Origin of the sequence: Tepidimonas alkaliphilus (genome assembly GCF_007556595.1) — a bacterium.
Taxonomy (GTDB): Bacteria; Pseudomonadota; Gammaproteobacteria; order Burkholderiales; family Burkholderiaceae_C; genus Tepidimonas; species Tepidimonas alkaliphila.
This window is the reverse complement of the sequence record NZ_VJNB01000003.1, coordinates 163,037-178,615: the sequence shown is the minus strand read 5'-3', so window position 1 is coordinate 178,615 and position 15,579 is coordinate 163,037. Positions and strand designations below refer to the sequence as shown.

The 15,579-nt window shown below is 70.9% G+C and carries 12 protein-coding genes; 10 read left to right on the top strand and 2 right to left on the bottom strand.

Annotated elements, in window-relative coordinates; genetic code table 11:
• The first annotated feature begins 26 nt into the window (after positions 1–26).
• From dapC to Talka_RS04415, 9 genes are all read left to right on the top strand, one after another.
• Positions 27–1,256: a succinyldiaminopimelate transaminase gene (dapC, locus tag Talka_RS04455; RefSeq protein WP_143889912.1), complete on the top strand. Its 1,230-nt coding sequence runs from the start codon at positions 27–29 to the stop codon at positions 1,254–1,256.
• Between the two features lie 56 nt (positions 1,257–1,312).
• Positions 1,313–2,137, top strand: coding sequence for a 2,3,4,5-tetrahydropyridine-2,6-dicarboxylate N-succinyltransferase (dapD, locus tag Talka_RS04450; RefSeq protein ID WP_143889911.1), 825 nt, complete (start codon positions 1,313–1,315; stop codon positions 2,135–2,137).
• Between the two features lie 35 nt (positions 2,138–2,172).
• Positions 2,173–3,324, top strand: a complete 1,152-nt coding sequence (locus Talka_RS04445; RefSeq protein WP_143889910.1) for a PilT/PilU family type 4a pilus ATPase — start codon at positions 2,173–2,175, stop codon at positions 3,322–3,324.
• A 30-nt stretch (positions 3,325–3,354) separates the two neighbouring features.
• Positions 3,355–4,521, top strand: coding sequence for a succinyl-diaminopimelate desuccinylase (gene dapE / locus Talka_RS04440; protein ID WP_143889909.1), 1,167 nt, complete (start codon positions 3,355–3,357; stop codon positions 4,519–4,521).
• A gap of 22 nt (positions 4,522–4,543) precedes the next feature.
• Positions 4,544–5,539, top strand: coding sequence for a L,D-transpeptidase Cds6 family protein (locus tag Talka_RS04435; RefSeq protein WP_143889908.1), 996 nt, complete (start codon positions 4,544–4,546; stop codon positions 5,537–5,539).
• 179 nt (positions 5,540–5,718) lie between these two features.
• Positions 5,719–7,128, top strand: a complete 1,410-nt coding sequence (locus tag Talka_RS04430; RefSeq protein ID WP_221933854.1) for a L,D-transpeptidase family protein — start codon at positions 5,719–5,721, stop codon at positions 7,126–7,128.
• The gene (gene prmB, locus Talka_RS04425) at positions 7,125–8,075 is read left to right on the top strand and encodes a 50S ribosomal protein L3 N(5)-glutamine methyltransferase (RefSeq protein WP_143889906.1); all 951 of its coding nucleotides are present in this window, start codon (positions 7,125–7,127) and stop codon (positions 8,073–8,075) included. The genes Talka_RS04430 and prmB overlap by 4 nt, the downstream gene beginning before the upstream one ends.
• Positions 8,072–10,081, top strand: coding sequence for an ABC-F family ATP-binding cassette domain-containing protein (locus tag Talka_RS04420; protein ID WP_143889905.1), 2,010 nt, complete (start codon positions 8,072–8,074; stop codon positions 10,079–10,081). The genes prmB and Talka_RS04420 overlap by 4 nt, the downstream gene beginning before the upstream one ends.
• A gap of 11 nt (positions 10,082–10,092) precedes the next feature.
• A complete protein-coding gene (locus Talka_RS04415) occupies positions 10,093–11,055 on the top strand; it encodes an RsmB/NOP family class I SAM-dependent RNA methyltransferase (protein ID WP_143889904.1) in 963 nt (320 codons plus the stop codon).
• Positions 11,056–11,098: 43 nt separating this feature from the next.
• On the opposite strand, the gene Talka_RS04410 is transcribed toward Talka_RS04415, so the two are convergent.
• Positions 11,099–12,316 (bottom strand): MFS transporter, encoded by a 1,218-nt coding sequence (locus Talka_RS04410; RefSeq protein ID WP_143889903.1) that lies wholly within the window; start codon positions 12,314–12,316, stop codon positions 11,099–11,101.
• A gap of 80 nt (positions 12,317–12,396) precedes the next feature.
• Here Talka_RS04410 and Talka_RS04405 point away from each other — a divergent pair, with 80 nt between their 5' ends.
• Positions 12,397–13,443 (top strand): D-2-hydroxyacid dehydrogenase family protein, encoded by a 1,047-nt coding sequence (locus Talka_RS04405; RefSeq protein ID WP_143889902.1) that lies wholly within the window; start codon positions 12,397–12,399, stop codon positions 13,441–13,443.
• On the opposite strand, the gene Talka_RS04400 is transcribed toward Talka_RS04405, so the two are convergent.
• Positions 13,440–15,518 (bottom strand): hypothetical protein, encoded by a 2,079-nt coding sequence (locus tag Talka_RS04400; RefSeq protein WP_143889901.1) that lies wholly within the window; start codon positions 15,516–15,518, stop codon positions 13,440–13,442. The genes Talka_RS04405 and Talka_RS04400 overlap by 4 nt on opposite strands.
• Positions 15,519–15,579 lie beyond the last annotated feature (61 nt).

Here is a 15,579-nt window from a genome sequence, read left to right as displayed (position 1 = left end):
CCCTCCAGCCGCTACCATTGCGCCCCATGACGTTGGCTGGCAACCCCCTGCTGCAGCGCCTGCAGCCTTATCCGTTCGAGCGCCTGCGCGCGCTGACCGCGGACCTGACGCCCAACCCGGCTTACCGTCCGATCAACCTCGGCATCGGCGAGCCGCGCCACCCGACGCCGGCGGTGCTCAAGGACGCGCTGCACGCCGCCATCGACGCCGAAGGGGGGCTTTCGGCCTACCCGGCCACGGCCGGCACGCCGGCGCTGCGGCAGGCGTGCGCGACGTGGCTGGCGCGGCGCTACGGCGTGGAAGTCGATGCAGCCACGCAGGTGCTGCCGACGCTGGGTTCGCGCGAGGCGCTGTTCGCGCTGGCGCAGGTGGTGCTGGATCCGCGCGCGTTCGCCGCCGGAGCCGAGCCGGTGGTCGTCTGCCCCAATCCCTTCTACCAGATCTACGAGGGCGCGGCGCTGCTGGCCGGGGCCACGCCGTGGTACGCGCCAAGCGACCCGGCGCGCAACTTCGCCACCGACTGGGATCGCGTGCCACCCGAGATCTGGGCGCGCACGCGCTTGGTTTATGCCTGCTCGCCGGGCAACCCAACCGGCGCCGTGATGCCGCTGGAGGAATGGGCGCGGCTGTTCGAACTCAGCGACCGCCATGGCTTCGTCATCGCCAGCGACGAGTGCTACAGCGAGATCTACTTCGGCGACGAGCCGCCGCTGGGGGCGCTGCAGGCCGCCTGGCGGCTCGGCCGGCGGGACTTGCGCCGCCTGATCATGCTGACCAGCCTCTCCAAGCGCAGCAACGCGCCGGGCCTGCGCAGCGGCTTCGTCGCCGGCGACGCGCAGCTCATCCGCGCCTTCACCCTCTACCGCACCTACCACGGCAGTGCGATGAGCCTGGCGGTGCAGCAGGCCAGCGCCGCGGCCTGGGCCGACGAGGCGCACGTGCAGGCCAACCGCCTGCTCTACCGCGCCAAGTTCGAGCGCGTCACGCCGATGCTGGCCGAGGTGATGGACGTGCGCCTGCCCGATGCGGGCTTCTACCTCTGGGCCGGGGTGCCGGCGCGCTTTGGGGGTGACGATGCCGCCTTCGCGCGCGAACTGCTGGCCCAATACAATGTGACGGTTTTGCCGGGCAGCTTCCTTGCGCGCACGCACCAAGGGCACAATCCCGGCGCCGGCCGGGTGCGGCTGGCGCTGGTGGCGGGGCTCGACGAATGCGTCGAAGCCGCCGAGCGCATCGTGCGCTGCGCGCGCGGCTGAGCGCGGCCCCGGTCTTCCTCCCCGTTGGATTCCTCCACCCTTCTCCACCACCGACCATGACCGACCAACTGCAACGCATCATCGAGAACGCCTGGGACAACCGCGCGCAGCTGAGCGCCAGCAGCGCCCCGAAGGAGGTCGTGGAGGCCGTCGAGCACGTCATCGCCGAGCTGGACGCCGGCCGCCTGCGCGTGGCCACGCGCCACGGTGTGGGCCAGTGGACCGTGCACCAGTGGATCAAGAAGGCGGTGCTGCTGAGCTTCCGGCTGCGCGACAACGAGGTCATGCGCGCCGGCGATCTGGCGTTCTTCGACAAGGTGCCGACCAAATTCGGCGGCATGAGCCCGCAGGAGTTGGCCGCCACTGGCGTGCGCGTGGTGCCGCCAGCGGTGGCGCGCCGCGGCAGCTTCATCGCCAAGGGCGCGATCCTGATGCCAAGCTACGTCAACATCGGCGCTTACGTCGATGAAGGCACGATGGTGGATACCTGGGCCACGGTCGGTTCCTGCGCCCAGGTCGGCAAGAACGTGCACCTCTCCGGCGGCGTGGGCCTGGGCGGCGTGCTGGAGCCGCTGCAGGCCAACCCGACCATCATCGAGGACAACTGCTTCATCGGCGCGCGCTCCGAAATCGTCGAGGGCGTCATCGTCGAGGAAAACTCCGTCATCTCGATGGGGGTGTATATCGGCCAGAGCACGCCGATCTACGACCGCACCACGGGCGAGATCCTCTACGGACGGGTGCCAGCCGGCTCGGTGGTCATCAGCGGCAGCCTGCCCAAAGACGGGGGCCGCTACAGTCTGTATGCCGCCATCATCGTCAAGCGCGTGGACGCGCAGACGCGCGCCAAGACCAGCCTCAACGAATTGCTGCGCGACTGACCCCAGCCCGCAACCCAGCCGCTTCTGGCACACCCATGGAATCGATGCAGCAGCTGCTGCGGCTCATGGCGCTGCGCAAGGCGTCGGATCTCTATCTGTCGGCTGCCTCGCCCGCGCTGATCAAAGTCAACGGCATTACCCAGCCCGTGGATGAGCAGCCGCTGCCCGCCGACGGCCCCTACCGGCTGCTGGCGGAGGTGGTCAGCCCCGAGCAGCTGCACGAGTTTGACCGCAGCGGCGAGCTCAACATCGCCATCCCTTTGGCCGAAGTGGGGCGGTTTCGCATCAGCGCCATGCGCCAGCGCGGCACCTGCGCGGTGGTGGTGCGCTACGTCAGCGGACAGATCCCCAAGGTCAGCGAGCTCGGCATTCCGCCGGTGCTGACGCGCTTGATCATGGCCAAGCGCGGCCTGATGCTGGTGGTGGGCGCCACCGGCTCAGGCAAGAGCACGACGCTGGCGGCGTTGCTGGATCATCGCAACGAACAAGTCAGCGGCCACATCCTGACCATCGAGGACCCGATCGAATACCTTTTTCGCAACAAAAAAAGCATCGTCAACCAACGCGAAGTCGGCACCGACACCGCCTCGCTGCACGTGGCGCTCAAAAACGCCCTGCGTCAAGCGCCTGATGTGCTGTTGATCGGCGAAATCCGCGACCGGGAAACCATGTCGCTGGCGCTGGCCTACGCGCAGTCGGGGCATTTGGTGTTGGCCACCTTGCACGCCAGCAACAGCTACCAGGCGCTCAACCGCATCCTCAACTTCTATCCGGTAGAAGTGCGGCCCACCATGCTCAACGACCTGGCCTCCTCGTTGCAGGCCATCGTTTCGCAACGGCTGTTGCGCACCGTGGAGGGAGGACTGGCGCCGGCGGTGGAGGTGTTGGTCAACACGCGGCTCATCAGCGAGCTGATTGAAAAAGGCGACTTCTTCGGCGTGCGCGAAGCGCTGGAACAATCGTTGGCGGAAGAATCGCAGACCTTCGAAGCCGATCTGGCGCGGTTGATTCTGTCCGGTCGCATCACACGCGAAGAAGGGCTGGCGCACGCCGACTCGCCCAACAACCTGCTGTGGCGGCTGCAGCACGACGATCGCGCCCGCGCCCAGGCCGAACCCCAAGGCGCAAGCGGACGCGCGGGCCCCTCCTTCGAGGGCTTTTTGCCCCCTTCTTCCAACAACCCTTGAGCCTGCCGGGCTCATCTGGACGAGCATCCGATGACGGCCACTTTGGAATTGGCGCAAGCGCTGATGCGCCGCCCCTCGATCACGCCCGACGATGCGGGCTGCCAAGCTTTGCTGGCCGAGCGATTGCGCGCGCTGGGCTTTGTCTGCGAAACCATCGAGCGCGGCCCGGCGGATTTTCGCGTCACCAACTTGTGGGCGCTGCGCCCGGGGCCCACGCCCCAGGCGCCAGTGCTGGTGCTGGCCGGTCACACCGATGTGGTGCCGCCGGGGCCGCGCGAGCGCTGGCGCAGCGACCCTTTTGAGCCCGTGGTGCGGGATGGCTGCTTGTGGGGCCGCGGAGCAGCCGACATGAAAGGCTCGCTGGCGGCCATGGTGGTGGCGGTGGAACGCTTTGTGGCCGAGCAGACCGACGCGCCGCTGGCGCTGGCTTTCCTGCTCACCAGCGACGAGGAAGGGCCGGCCCGCGACGGCACTGCGGCGGTGTGCGAGCTGCTGCGCCAGCGCGGCCAGCGGCTGGACTGGTGCATCGTCGGCGAGCCCACCAGCGTGCAGCGCACCGGCGACATGATCAAGAACGGCCGCCGTGGCACGATGAGCGGACGGCTCACGGTCAGGGGCATCCAGGGCCACATCGCCTACCCGCACCTGGCGCGCAACCCGATCCACCTGCTGGCGCCCGCGCTGGCGGAATGGGCGGCCACTCGCTGGGACGACGGCAACGAACACTTCCAGCCCACCAGCTGGCAGGTCAGCAACATCCACGGCGGCACCGGCGCCAGCAACGTCATCCCCGGCAGCGTCACGCTGGACTTCAACTTTCGGTTCGGCACCGCCTCCACGGCAGCCGGGCTGCAGGCGCGCTTCGAGAGCGTGCTGCACCGCCACGGCTTGCGGCCTGGCGAGGACTACGACCTCACGTGGACGGTGGGTGGTTTGCCGTTTCTAACCCCCCGTGGCACGCTGGTGGAGGCGGTCACCGCAGCCGTTCAGGATGTCACCGGGCTGACCCCAGAGCTGTCCACCTCGGGCGGCACCAGCGACGGGCGCTTCATCGCCGCCCTTTGCCCGCAAGTGGTGGAGCTAGGCCCCCCGAATGCGTCGATCCACAAGGTCGATGAGCACGTCGCGCTGGCCGATCTGGAAACTTTGACACTTGTGTATCATCGCACCCTGCAGCGGCTGTCCCAGACCGCCTGATCATTTCGCGATCGAACGCTCCATGATGTTGTCGGTAACCCGAGCCTGGAAACTGTCCTGCCTGGCCCTCGGCGCGGCGTGCGCTTGGGCAAGCGCATGGGCCTCGACCCCTGAGGCGGCGCTGGCCGCCTATCGCAGCGGCAAAAGCACGCAGGCCCTCTCCATGCTGGAAGAGCAATTGGCCGCCAACCCCAAAGATCCGCAGTTGTTGCTGCTCAAGGGGGTCATCCTGGCCGAAACCGGCCGCAGCAAGGACGCCCGCACGATTTTCCAAAACCTCATTGTCGATCATCCCCAGCTGCCCGAGCCTTACAACAACCTGGCGGTGCTCTACGCTGCCGATGGCGACTTTGACAAAGCCCGCGCGGTGCTGGAAATGGCCATCAAGACCAACCCTAGCTACGCCACGGCTTACGAAAACCTGGGCGACATCTACGCCAAGCTGGCCAGCCAATCCTATGCGCGGGCGCTTAACCTGCAACCGAAAAAAGAGCTGCAGCCCAAGCTGCGCTTGATCAACCAGGTGGTGGCGCTGACGCCTGCGGCGACGGCCCCGGCGGCGGCCGCCGCTCCCGCTTCGGCCTCTGGCTCGTCCGCCGCGGCTGCGCCTGCCGCCAACCCGCCGACACCGGCTCCGGCGCCGACGGCCAAACCCACGTCGCCAACCTCTGGCGACAATGTGGAACAGGCCGTGCGCGAAGCCTTGGAGCAATGGCGTCGCGCCTGGAGCGCGCGCGACATCCAAGCCTACGTCGAAAGCTACGTGCCGCGCTACACGCCCAAAAACGGCATGAGCCACGAGCAGTGGGTCAACGAACGCACCGCGCGCATCGTGCCGCGCAAGCGCATCGAGGTGGAGCTGTCGGATGTGCAAATTCAGCCGCGCAACGATGGCTCGGTGGCCGTGCGCTTCGTGCAGCAATATCGGTCGGATTCGCTGGATAACCGCACCCGCAAGGAGCTGGTGCTGACGCAGCAAGGGGGGCGCTGGCTGATTGCCAGCGAGCGCACCCTTTAAACTGCAGCCCCATGCGAACCTTGGCTCTGTGGCGGCTTAGCGCCGCCGCAGTGGTTTTGTTGTCCATCCCCGCCGCCACCTGGTGGTGGCTAAGCGCCCGAGACGGCCGCGGCGGCGGATTGCCGCGCGCAGCAGCCGATACGCCGTCAGGGATCTCGCCGCCACCGGCGGGCGCAGCCTTGTTGTCCGAACCGGAACGCGCCTTGCTGGCCGCATCCCAAGCGTTGTTGGACGGGCAGCTTGGCCAGGCGGAGTCCTTGTTGATGGAGCTGGTGGCGCGCGAGCCGCACTTCAAGCTGGCGCACGCGCTGCTGGCCGATGTGCGACGCGTGCGCGCCGGTCTTGGCTCCCAGCTCACGGCGCAGCCCAGCGATCCCGCGCTGCAGGCGCTGGCCGACGAATGGCAGCGGCGTCTGCGCGCACCGGATCATCTACCCTCAGAGGCGGCTTGGCCTGCGGGCTTGGTGACGTTCTCGCCCCAAAGCCGGCATGCATTCGTGGTGGATGCCAGCACCTTGCGCCTGTATTGGTTTCAGCGTCCTGAGGACGACGGCCCGCCCAAGCTGGTGTCCAGCTTTTACATTTCGGTCGGCAAAGCGGGGGTCGGCAAACAAGTGGAAGGCGACAACAAAACGCCGCTGGGGGTCTATCGGATCACTGGCCGACGTCCAGCTGAAGAGTTGCCGGCGTTTTACGGCGCGGGCGCGCTGGTGCTGGACTACCCCAACCCCGTCGATCGGCTGCTGGGACGCACCGGCAGCGGCATCTGGTTGCACGGCAGCCCGCCGGATACCTATACCCGCGATCCGCTGGCCTCCGAAGGTTGCATTGTGCTGGCCAACCCGGACATGCGTCAGCTGATAGAGCTGCGCGACGCCATCGACAGCCCGGTTCTGGTCGTGCCTTCCGTGCAGTGGTTGCCGCCCGGCCAACACCAGCGTGAGCGCGACGAAGCACTGGCGCTGATCCAGATGTGGGCACGCCAGCGTCTCGGTCAAGACCTTGACCTTACCCGGCTCGGCGTGCAACGCTGGATCGAACGCGACGGCCAGCGGTATTGGCGCGTGGAATACCGTCCCGACGCCCCCGACGGTGCGCGCCACACTTGGTTTTTGCGCGAAGCCGAAGACGGCTTGCAGCACGTCGCCGGCGCCCTGCCAGCGCGGCCTGCTGAGACGGTGCAGGCGGCTGCCCCAGCGGCGCGCCACCGCGAAGAAGGCGCCGAGGAGGCGTCCGCCAACCCTAACGCCGAGATGCGCCCCGTGCTGCAAGCCGTGCAGTCCTGGGCCCGCGCCTGGAGCGCGCGCGACGTCAAAGCTTACTTGGCGCACTACCATCCGCGCTTTCAACCCGAAGCAGGTCTGAGCCGCGCCGCTTGGGAAGCGCAACGGCGTCAACGCATCGAAGACAAGCGCCGCATCGAGGTGGAAGTGTTGCAGCCGCGGGTGCGCCTGGACGGCCAGCGCGCCAGCGTGACCTTCATCCAGCGCTACCGTGCCGATGGCCAGCGCGAGCTGCGCGTGCGCAAGACCCTGGTGTTGCAGCGCGAAGGCTCGCGCTGGCTGATCGTGGAGGAGCGCACGCGATGACCGCCGATCGATCTTCGCCGTTGGGCCCGACCTTGGGCGACTTGGTGGCCGAAGCCGAGCGGCGCCTAGCCGAGGCCGGCGTCAGCTTCGGCCACGGTACGACTTGCGCGCGCGACGAGGCCGCGTGGCTGGTGCTGTGGCGGCTCGGGCTGCCGCTGGATCTGGATCTCAGCGCCGAAGGCGCGCGTGCGGTGACGGAGACCGAGGCCGCCACGGTGCGCGCGCTGATCGAAGAACGCATCCGCACGCGCAAGCCCGCCGCCTACCTGACTGGCGAGGCGTGGCTGCAGGGCGTGCCGTTCTTCGTCGATGAGCGCGTGATCGTGCCGCGCAGCCTGATCGCCGAGATCATCGCCGCGGCGCCGCAGGCCGACGCGATCGACCCGTGGCTGGGCGCGCACACGCGGCGCGCGCTGGACCTGTGCACCGGCAACGGGTCGCTGGCGGTGCTGGCGGCGCTGGCCTGGCCCGACGTCACGGTGGACGCCACCGACATCAGCGCCGAGGCGCTGGAGGTGGCGGCGCGCAACGTGGCGCGCCACGGGCTGCAGGACCGCATCCGGCTGCGGCAGGCCGACGGCTGGTGCGGGCTGGAAGGGCGCTGGGACCTGATCCTGTGCAATCCGCCCTACGTCAACCGCGCCAGCATGGCGGCGCTGCCGCCGGAATACCGCGCCGAGCCGGCGCTGGCGCTGGACGGCGGGGACGACGGCATGGACTTCGTGCGCCACCTGCTGGCGCGCGCCGCCGACCACATGGAGGAAGACGCCGTGCTGGTGCTGGAGATCGGCCACGAGCGCGCGCACTTCGAGGCGGCGTTTCCGACGCTGGCGGTGGAGTGGCTGCACACCAGCGCGGGGCCGGATGCGGTGCTGCTCGTCACCCGCGCGGCGCTGCAGGCCGCGCGCGCCGACCTGCCGCCCGACCCGAAGCGGGGCGCGCCATGATCGTGCTGCGCGACGTCACGCTGCGCCGCGGCGCCAAGGTGGTGCTGGAGCGCGCCAGCGTCACGCTGCACGCCGGCGAGAAGATCGGCCTGGTGGGCCGCAACGGCGCCGGCAAGTCCAGCCTGTTCGCGCTGCTGCTCGGCGAGCTGCACGAGGACGCCGGCGAACTGCAGCGCCCGCGCGGCTGGCGCACCGCCCACGTGGCGCAGCACATGCCGGATGGCGCGCAGCCGGCCACCGCATTCGTGCTGGACGGCGATGCCCGGCTGGTCGAGGCGCGCGCGGCGCTGGCCGGCGCCGAGGCCGCCGGCGACGGCGAGGCGATCGCGCTGGCGCACGCGCGGCTGGCCGACGCCGGCGCGCACGACGCGCCGGCGCGCGCCCAGGCGCTGCTGCTGGGGCTGGGCTTTGCGCCGGCGGAACTCGAGCAGCCGGTCGGCGCTTTCTCCGGCGGCTGGCGCATGCGGCTGCAGCTGGCGCGCGCGCTGATGAGCCCGAGCGACCTGCTGTTGCTGGATGAGCCGACCAACCACCTCGACCTCGACGCGCTGGTGTGGCTGGAGGGCTGGCTGCAACGCTACCCCGGCACGCTGATCGTCATCAGCCACGACCGCGAATTTCTGGACGCCGTCACGCGCGTCACGCTGCACCTGGAAGGCGGACGGCTGACGCGCTACGCCGGCGGCTACAGCGCCTTCGAGGAGCAGCGCGCGCAGCAGCAGGCGCAGCAGCAGGCCGCCTTCGAACGCCAGCAGGAGCGCATCGCCCACCTGCAGCGCTTCGTCGAACGCTTCCGCGCCAAGGCCACCAAGGCGCGCCAGGCGCAGAGCCGCTTAAAGGCGCTGGCGCGCATGGAGCGCGTCGCGCCGGTGCTGGCCGAGGCCGACTTCAGCTTCGAGTTCGCCGAACCCGGCCCGCCGCCGAACCCGCTGCTGGTGCTGCACGACGTCACCGCCGGCTACCGCGACGCCGCCAGCGGGCAGGCGCGCCCGATCGTGCACGGCGTGCGCGCCAGCCTGCTGCCGGGCCAGCGCATCGGCATCCTCGGCGCCAACGGCCAGGGCAAGTCCACGCTGGTCAAGACGCTGGCCGGCGTGCTGCCGCCGCTGCAGGGGCGGCTGCAGCCGGGCCGCGGGCTGCGCATCGGCTACTTCGCGCAGCAGGAGCTGGAGGTGCTGCGCACCGACGAGACGCCGCTGGAGCACCTGCAGCGGCTGGCGCGCGACACCGAGGCCGCCGGCGCCCTGTTGCCGGGGCAGTCGGTGCGCGAGCAGGACCTGCGCAGCTTCCTCGGCGGCTTTCAGTTCGGCGGCGAGGCGGCGCTGCAGCCGGTCGGCACGATGAGCGGCGGCGAAAAGGCGCGCCTGGTACTGGCGCTGCTGGTGTGGCAGCGCCCCAACCTGCTGCTGCTGGACGAGCCGACCAACCACCTCGACCTGGCCACGCGCGAGGCGCTGGCGCTGGCGCTGGCCGGCTTCGACGGCACCGTGCTGCTGGTCAGCCACGACCGCGCGCTGCTGCGCCGCGTCTGCGACACGTTCTGGCTGGTGGCCGCAGGGCGGCTGCAGCCGTTCGACGGCGACCTGGACGACTACCAGCGCCACCTGCAGGAGGTGGCGCGCCAGCGGCGCGAGGCGCTGGCCGCCTCGCGCAAGAGCGACTCCGGGCCCGCCGGCGGTGCACGCCCGTCCGCCGCGCACGCCGCCGAACCGGCCCTGGCGCCGCAGGAACGCCGCCGGCTGCAGGCGCAGCAGCGCCAGCGCCTGGCCGAGCGGCTGCGCCCGCACCAGCGCGAGCAGCAGGCGCTGGAGGCGCGCATGGCGGCGCTGCAGGCCGAACAGGCCGAGCTGCAGGAGACGCTGGCCAGCTTGCGCGACGGCGCCACCATCGCCGAGGCGGGCCGGCGGCTGAAGGCGCTGGAGGCGGAACTGGCCGCCGCCGAGGAACGCTGGCTGCTGCTCGTGGAGACGATCGAGGCGCTGCAGCGTGAGGCCGATCCCGCGTGAGGAGGCGCGCGATGGACCGCCAAGACCCGGACGCGCTGCCGCCGCTGCCTGCCGCCTTCGCCGCGCTGCTGGACGCGGTGATCCCGCCCGAACACCGGGCGATGGTGGAGGCCAGCTACGCCGAGCCGAAGGACGCGGTGGTGCGCCACAACCCGCTGCAGGGCGTGAGCCTGGCCCACGCCGCCGAGGCGCTGGCGGCGCTGGGGGCCGAGCCGCTGCCCGGGGTCGAGGGCGTCTGGCGCGTGCCGGCGGCGGCGCGCGAGCGGCTCACGCGCCACCCGCTCGTCGAGCAGGGTGCCCTCTACATCCAAGGCGCGGCGAGCCAGGCGGCGGTGTGGGCGCTCGACCCGCAACCGGGTGAGGACATCCTCGACCTGGCCGCCGCGCCGGGCGGCAAGACCGCGCTGATCGCGGCCCGCCTGGCCAACCGCGGGCGCATCGCCGCGGTGGAGCCGGTGCGCGCGCGCTTCTTCCGCCTCAAGGCCAATCTGCAGCGGCTCGGCGTGACCTGCGCCCAGCTCTATCTGAAGGACGGCACGCAGGTCGGGCGGCTCGTGCCGCAGCGCTTCGACCGCGTGCTGCTGGACGCGCCGTGCTCGTCGGAGGCGCAGTTCACGCGGCTGGATCCGGCCTCGTGGGCGCACTGGAGCCCGCGCAAGGTGCGCGCGAGCGCCGCGCTGCAGGCGCGGCTGCTGCGCTCGGCCGTGCAGGCGCTCAAGCCCGGCGGCGTGCTGCTCTACAGCACCTGCTCGCTGTCGCCGCAGGAAGACGAGCTGGTGCTCGACGCCCTGCTGCGCGAGCGCGACGACCTCACCGTGGAGCCGCTGCCGTGGCCCTGCCCGCTGCCGGCGGCGCCGGGCCTGGCGGCGTGGGACGGCCAGCCGCTGCACCCCGACCTGCAGCGGGCGCGGCGCGTGCTGCCGAGCCGCTGGACGGACGCGTTCTTCCTCGCCCGGCTGCGCAAGGCGGGCTGAAACCGCCGGCGCCGTGGGCCGCCGCGCCGGACGGTCCGCGCCTTCAGTGTGGCCGCGTGCGCCCGCCCACTGCCAGCGCCGCGCCGGTGGCCAGCAACAGCGTCACCGCCCCGCCGGCCAGCGTCGCCGCGTACCAGCCGTGATCCATCAGCACGCCGAACACCAGCGGCGCCAGCGCAAAGCCGGTGTCCAGCCCCGAATAGACCGTGCCATACACGCGCCCGGTGGCGCCGGCCGGCGTGGCGCGGCGGATCAGCAGGTCGCGGCTGGGGCCGCCGATGCCGATCGCCAACCCCGTCACCGCCAGCGCCGCCATCGTGCCGAAGCCGCCGAGCCAGCCGGTGGCCGCCAGCAGCATCAGCGCGGCGCCGGCCGCCATCGTCAGCGCCACCACGCGATCCACCGCCGCCACGCGCGCCGCCACCCAGCCGCCCAGCAGCATGCCGAGCGCGCCGGCCAGCATGTAGGCCGTCACCGTCAGCGTCGCGGTGGCCAGCGGTACCGCATGCACCGCCTGCAGGATCGAGCTGGCGTAGGTCTGCACCACCGCCAGCGTCATCGTGGACAGCAGGAAGAAGCCGAAGCACCCCCACACCACCGGCAGCCGCAGGAAGGCCAGGTCATCCGCCGCCGTCTGGCCGGCCGGCCGGCGCACCACGCGCGTGGCCAGATGCTCGCGCTGCGACCACAGCAGCGCCAGCACCGCGGCATAGACCGCGATGGCGGCCCAGTAGGCGCTGCGCCAGTCGTCCCAGGTGGCGATGCCGACCAGGAACACCGGCGCCAGCGCCCAGCCGAGGTTGCCGGTCAGCCCGTGCACGCTGAACGCGTAGCCGAGCCGCGGCGCCGAGACGCGCTGGTTCAGGATCGAAAAATCCACCGGGTGAAACGGCGCGTTGCCGACGCCGGCCAGCGCCGCCGCCAGCAGCAGCCCCCACCAGCCCTGCGCGGTGGCCGCCGCCAGCGCCGAGCCGATGAAGCAGGCGATCGCCGCAAACAGCACCGGGCGCGCCCCCACGCGGTCCACCAGAAAACCCGACAGCGCCTGCCCGACGCCGGAGATGACGAAGAAGACGCTGGTCAACAGCCCGACCTGCGAATAGCTCAGGCCGAACTCGCGCATGAAGATCGGAAACAGCGGCGCCAGCAGCAGGTGCGAGAAGTGCGACGTTGCGTGCGCCAGCCCCACGAGCCCGATCACGGTGGCGTCCTGACGCCAAGGGGCGGGCGTAGTTGACGCATCGGCTGCAGAGGAGATCATCGACAAAGCCATCGTTGAATGCTACGCGAACCGCGCCCTAGGGATCGCCGCGCCGGCGACAGCGGGCACAATGCCGGGGCATGAACATCGTGATCCTCGACGATTACCAGGACGCTGTGCGCAAGCTGGCCTGCGCGCGCAAGCTCGACCCCTACCCCGCCAAGGTCTACACCAACAACGTCAAGGGCGTAGGGCAACTCGCGGTGCGGCTGCGCGACGCCGACATCGTCGTGCTGATCCGCGAGCGCACCGCCATCACCCGCGCGCTGCTGGAGAAGCTGCCGCGCCTGAAGCTGATCGCGCAGACCGGCGCGGTGGGGCCGCACATCGACGTGCAGGCCTGCACCGAGCACGGCGTGGCGGTGGCCGAGGGCGTCGGCGATCCGGTGGCGCCGGCGGAGCTGACCTGGGCGCTGATCATGGCCGCGATGCGCCGCATCCCGCAGTACGTCGCCAACTTGAAGCACGGCGCCTGGCAGCAGTCGGGGCTGAAAGCGGCCTCGATGCCGCCGAACTTCGGGCTCGGCATGGTGCTGCGCGGCCGCACGCTGGGCATCTGGGGCTACGGCCGCATCGGCCGGCTCGTGGCCGGCTACGGGCGGGCGTTTGGCATGCGCGTGCTCGTCTGGGGGCGCGAGGCCAGCCGCGTGCAGGCTGCCGCCGACGGCTTCGAGGTGGCGCCGGACAAGGCCGCGCTGTTCCGCGACAGCGACGTGCTGAGCCTGCACCTGCGCCTGACCGACGAGACGCGCGGCTGCGTGCGCTTCGACGATCTGGCCACCATGAAGCCGACCGCGCTGCTGGTCAACACCGCGCGCGCCGAGCTGATCGAGCCGGACGCGCTGGTGGCGGCGCTCAACCGCGGCCGCCCTGGCATGGCGGCGGTGGACGTGTTCGAAAGCGAGCCGATCCTGCAGGGCCACGCGCTGCTGCGGCTGGAAAACTGCGTCTGCACGCCGCACATCGGCTTCGTCGAGCTCGACAGCTACGAAACCTATTTTTCCGCCGCGTTTGACAACGTGGTCAACTACATCAAGGGCACGCCGACCCACATCGTCAACCCCGGCGCGCTGCAAGTGCGTCGCCCGCTGCAAAGTCGCAGCAGCTCAAGGCCCACGCCGCTTTAGCGCTGCGGCGCGGCGGGCGGCGGCGTCCAATCCCCTAGATCGAACTCGAGAACGTGGTCATCCTCGCCCTTACCGGCAGGGCTGGACGGCGCGGCGTTGGGATCCGACTCAGGCAACGACGCGCGCGCTTGCAGCACGCCGTGCAGCAACATCAGGTCGTCCCAAGCGGCCAGGGTGCGCACCGCCAACGGCGGCTCTCCAGCGTGGCCCGGCGCACTGGCCAAGGCTGCCTCGATGAGGCGGCGCGCTTCGTCCTTGGGCCAAACCGCTTGCAAGCGCTGCAGCCATTCGGCATCGTCCAACAGGCTGGCGTCAAGCCCGTCCGGCTGCCAGGGGCGCTGGTAGTGCGCTTCGTAGGTGCGCTGAGCCAACCCAGCGTCCAGGCCGCTTGCCTGCGCCAGCGCCCACCAGCGTCGATAAGGCGCTTCGCTGGCGCCGGGATGCGCTAGCACAAAGCTGCGCAGCGCCGCGATGGCATCCGACACCTGCCCAAGATCGACGAGAAAGTCCACGCGCTGCCACAGCTCGTGCAGCGCCGCCACATCCAACGATGCGGGCATGGCGGCAGAAGTGGAGGTTGAAACTGCTAGCGCCGCCTCCTGGTTGACGCGGGCGGCTGCCGCCTTGTCCTCCTGGGGAGCAGCATCCCAATCAGCGACGAAATCGCCCGACTCCTGCGCGGGCCCAGCCGACACCGGCGAAGGAGCCGGACGCGATGGAGGCTGCGCTGCCGCGGCAGCGGGAGCTTGCGGCGTGGGCGGCGGCACCGTGCGCGTGGCAGCAGCCCCGCGGCCTTCTTCTGCCAACGCCGCTCGCGGCACGGCAGTCGCTGTCGGGGCAGCCAAAGGGGAGGTGGCCGACGCTTCAACGCGTCGCAGGGGCTTGGCCGGCGTCTCGCGCGGGGTTGTGGCCGGGGCCGCCCCAGCCGCTGACGCGGTGACCGTTGCGATCACCGGATCTTGGCGCTGCGCCGACGGCCCTAAGGCCCCCTCGCCATCTGCCGCCGCTTTCGACAGCCAGCGAAAACGACCCGAATCCGCGCTCGCACCGGAGCGCTGCCGCCAACGCAGCGCCGCCAGCGCCGCCAGCAACAGCGCCGCTGCGCCAGCCCCGATCCATGTCCACGGCAGCTCGTCCTGCGGCGCTGGGGATGCAGGAGGCTGAGGCGCGGCGGCTGGCGGCGCCGCAGCCGCGTCCGCCGCAGCCGCTGCGGGCGTGGCCACAGCGCCGGCAGCGGCATCGGGCTGCCCCTCGGCGGCCGGGGACGCCTCAGGTTCTGCGCGTGCGGGCGCCAGGCCCAGCGAGCGGGCCAGCAAAAACTGCACAAACGCTTCGTCGGACTCAAACGCCAGCGGTTCCACGCTCAGGCGCGGCGCGCCTTCGGGCGCGGCGGCCACAGGGGTGAGCAACTCCGCGCTCAAACGGCTGCTCCACGAGGGGGCGGCAACAGGGGTTGGCAAGGGATCTCGCGGCGGTCGAGGACGCGCCGCCGACGCAGCGGAGCGCGTGGCGTCCCGGGGCGCTGAGGCTCGGGAGGACGTTGCCTCGGCGCGTGGCGAACCCGACTTGGGCGTGCGTGGCGCGGCAGGAGCCGACCCGGCTGGATCCAAGGCCGCCGCTGCTGGAGCTTGCGCGCGCGCCACCGGCAAAGCCGTGGCCGCAGGAGCGGCTGCCGCCGCCGACGCGGCAGGCATGGCGACCTCGGCCACAACCTCGGGCGCCTGCGGCAGCAAGGTGTAGATGCGCGTCAGCGGCGCGCCGCAGCCCAAGGTCACCCGCAGCTGAACCACCGGCTCGTTGACCACGCTGCGCGTGCGCACCCGCAACCCGCTGCCGCGCGCTTCGTCGCGCACCACCGTCAGCGCCACTTCGGAGGCCGGCAGCGGCAAATCCCCGAAGCGAACCCACGCCTGCGCGCAAACCGCGGCAGGGTCGTCGCCTTCCAGAGGCGCGGCCACCACCACGTCCAGCGGACGCCCGATCTGCACCGTCCCCTGCGCCGCACCCAGCGACTGGGCCCACAGCGAAGGCCAGGCTGCCCAGCCTGCGGCGATGGCCAAAACAAGGGGACGCATGCGGTTATCCTTCAGTTTCATGCCTATGATCCACGGATGGGCTAAAGATGCCTCCCACGCA

What these genes read in the sequence shown, in the direction of transcription:
- dapC (WP_143889912.1), top strand. Translation starts at nt 27, where the DNA reads ATGACGTTGGCTGGCAACCCCCTGCTGCAGCGCCTGCAGCCTTATCCG.
- dapD (WP_143889911.1), top strand. Translation starts at nt 1,313, where the DNA reads ATGACCGACCAACTGCAACGCATCATCGAGAACGCCTGGGACAACCGC.
- Talka_RS04445 (WP_143889910.1), top strand. Translation starts at nt 2,173, where the DNA reads ATGGAATCGATGCAGCAGCTGCTGCGGCTCATGGCGCTGCGCAAGGCG.
- dapE (WP_143889909.1), top strand. Translation starts at nt 3,355, where the DNA reads ATGACGGCCACTTTGGAATTGGCGCAAGCGCTGATGCGCCGCCCCTCG.
- Talka_RS04435 (WP_143889908.1), top strand. Translation starts at nt 4,544, where the DNA reads ATGATGTTGTCGGTAACCCGAGCCTGGAAACTGTCCTGCCTGGCCCTC.
- prmB (WP_143889906.1), top strand. Translation starts at nt 7,125, where the DNA reads ATGACCGCCGATCGATCTTCGCCGTTGGGCCCGACCTTGGGCGACTTG.
- Talka_RS04420 (WP_143889905.1), top strand. Translation starts at nt 8,072, where the DNA reads ATGATCGTGCTGCGCGACGTCACGCTGCGCCGCGGCGCCAAGGTGGTG.
- Talka_RS04415 (WP_143889904.1), top strand. Translation starts at nt 10,093, where the DNA reads ATGGACCGCCAAGACCCGGACGCGCTGCCGCCGCTGCCTGCCGCCTTC.
- Talka_RS04410 (WP_143889903.1), bottom strand. Translation starts at nt 12,316, where the DNA reads ATGATCTCCTCTGCAGCCGATGCGTCAACTACGCCCGCCCCTTGGCGT.
- Talka_RS04405 (WP_143889902.1), top strand. Translation starts at nt 12,397, where the DNA reads ATGAACATCGTGATCCTCGACGATTACCAGGACGCTGTGCGCAAGCTG.
- Talka_RS04400 (WP_143889901.1), bottom strand. Translation starts at nt 15,518, where the DNA reads ATGCGTCCCCTTGTTTTGGCCATCGCCGCAGGCTGGGCAGCCTGGCCT.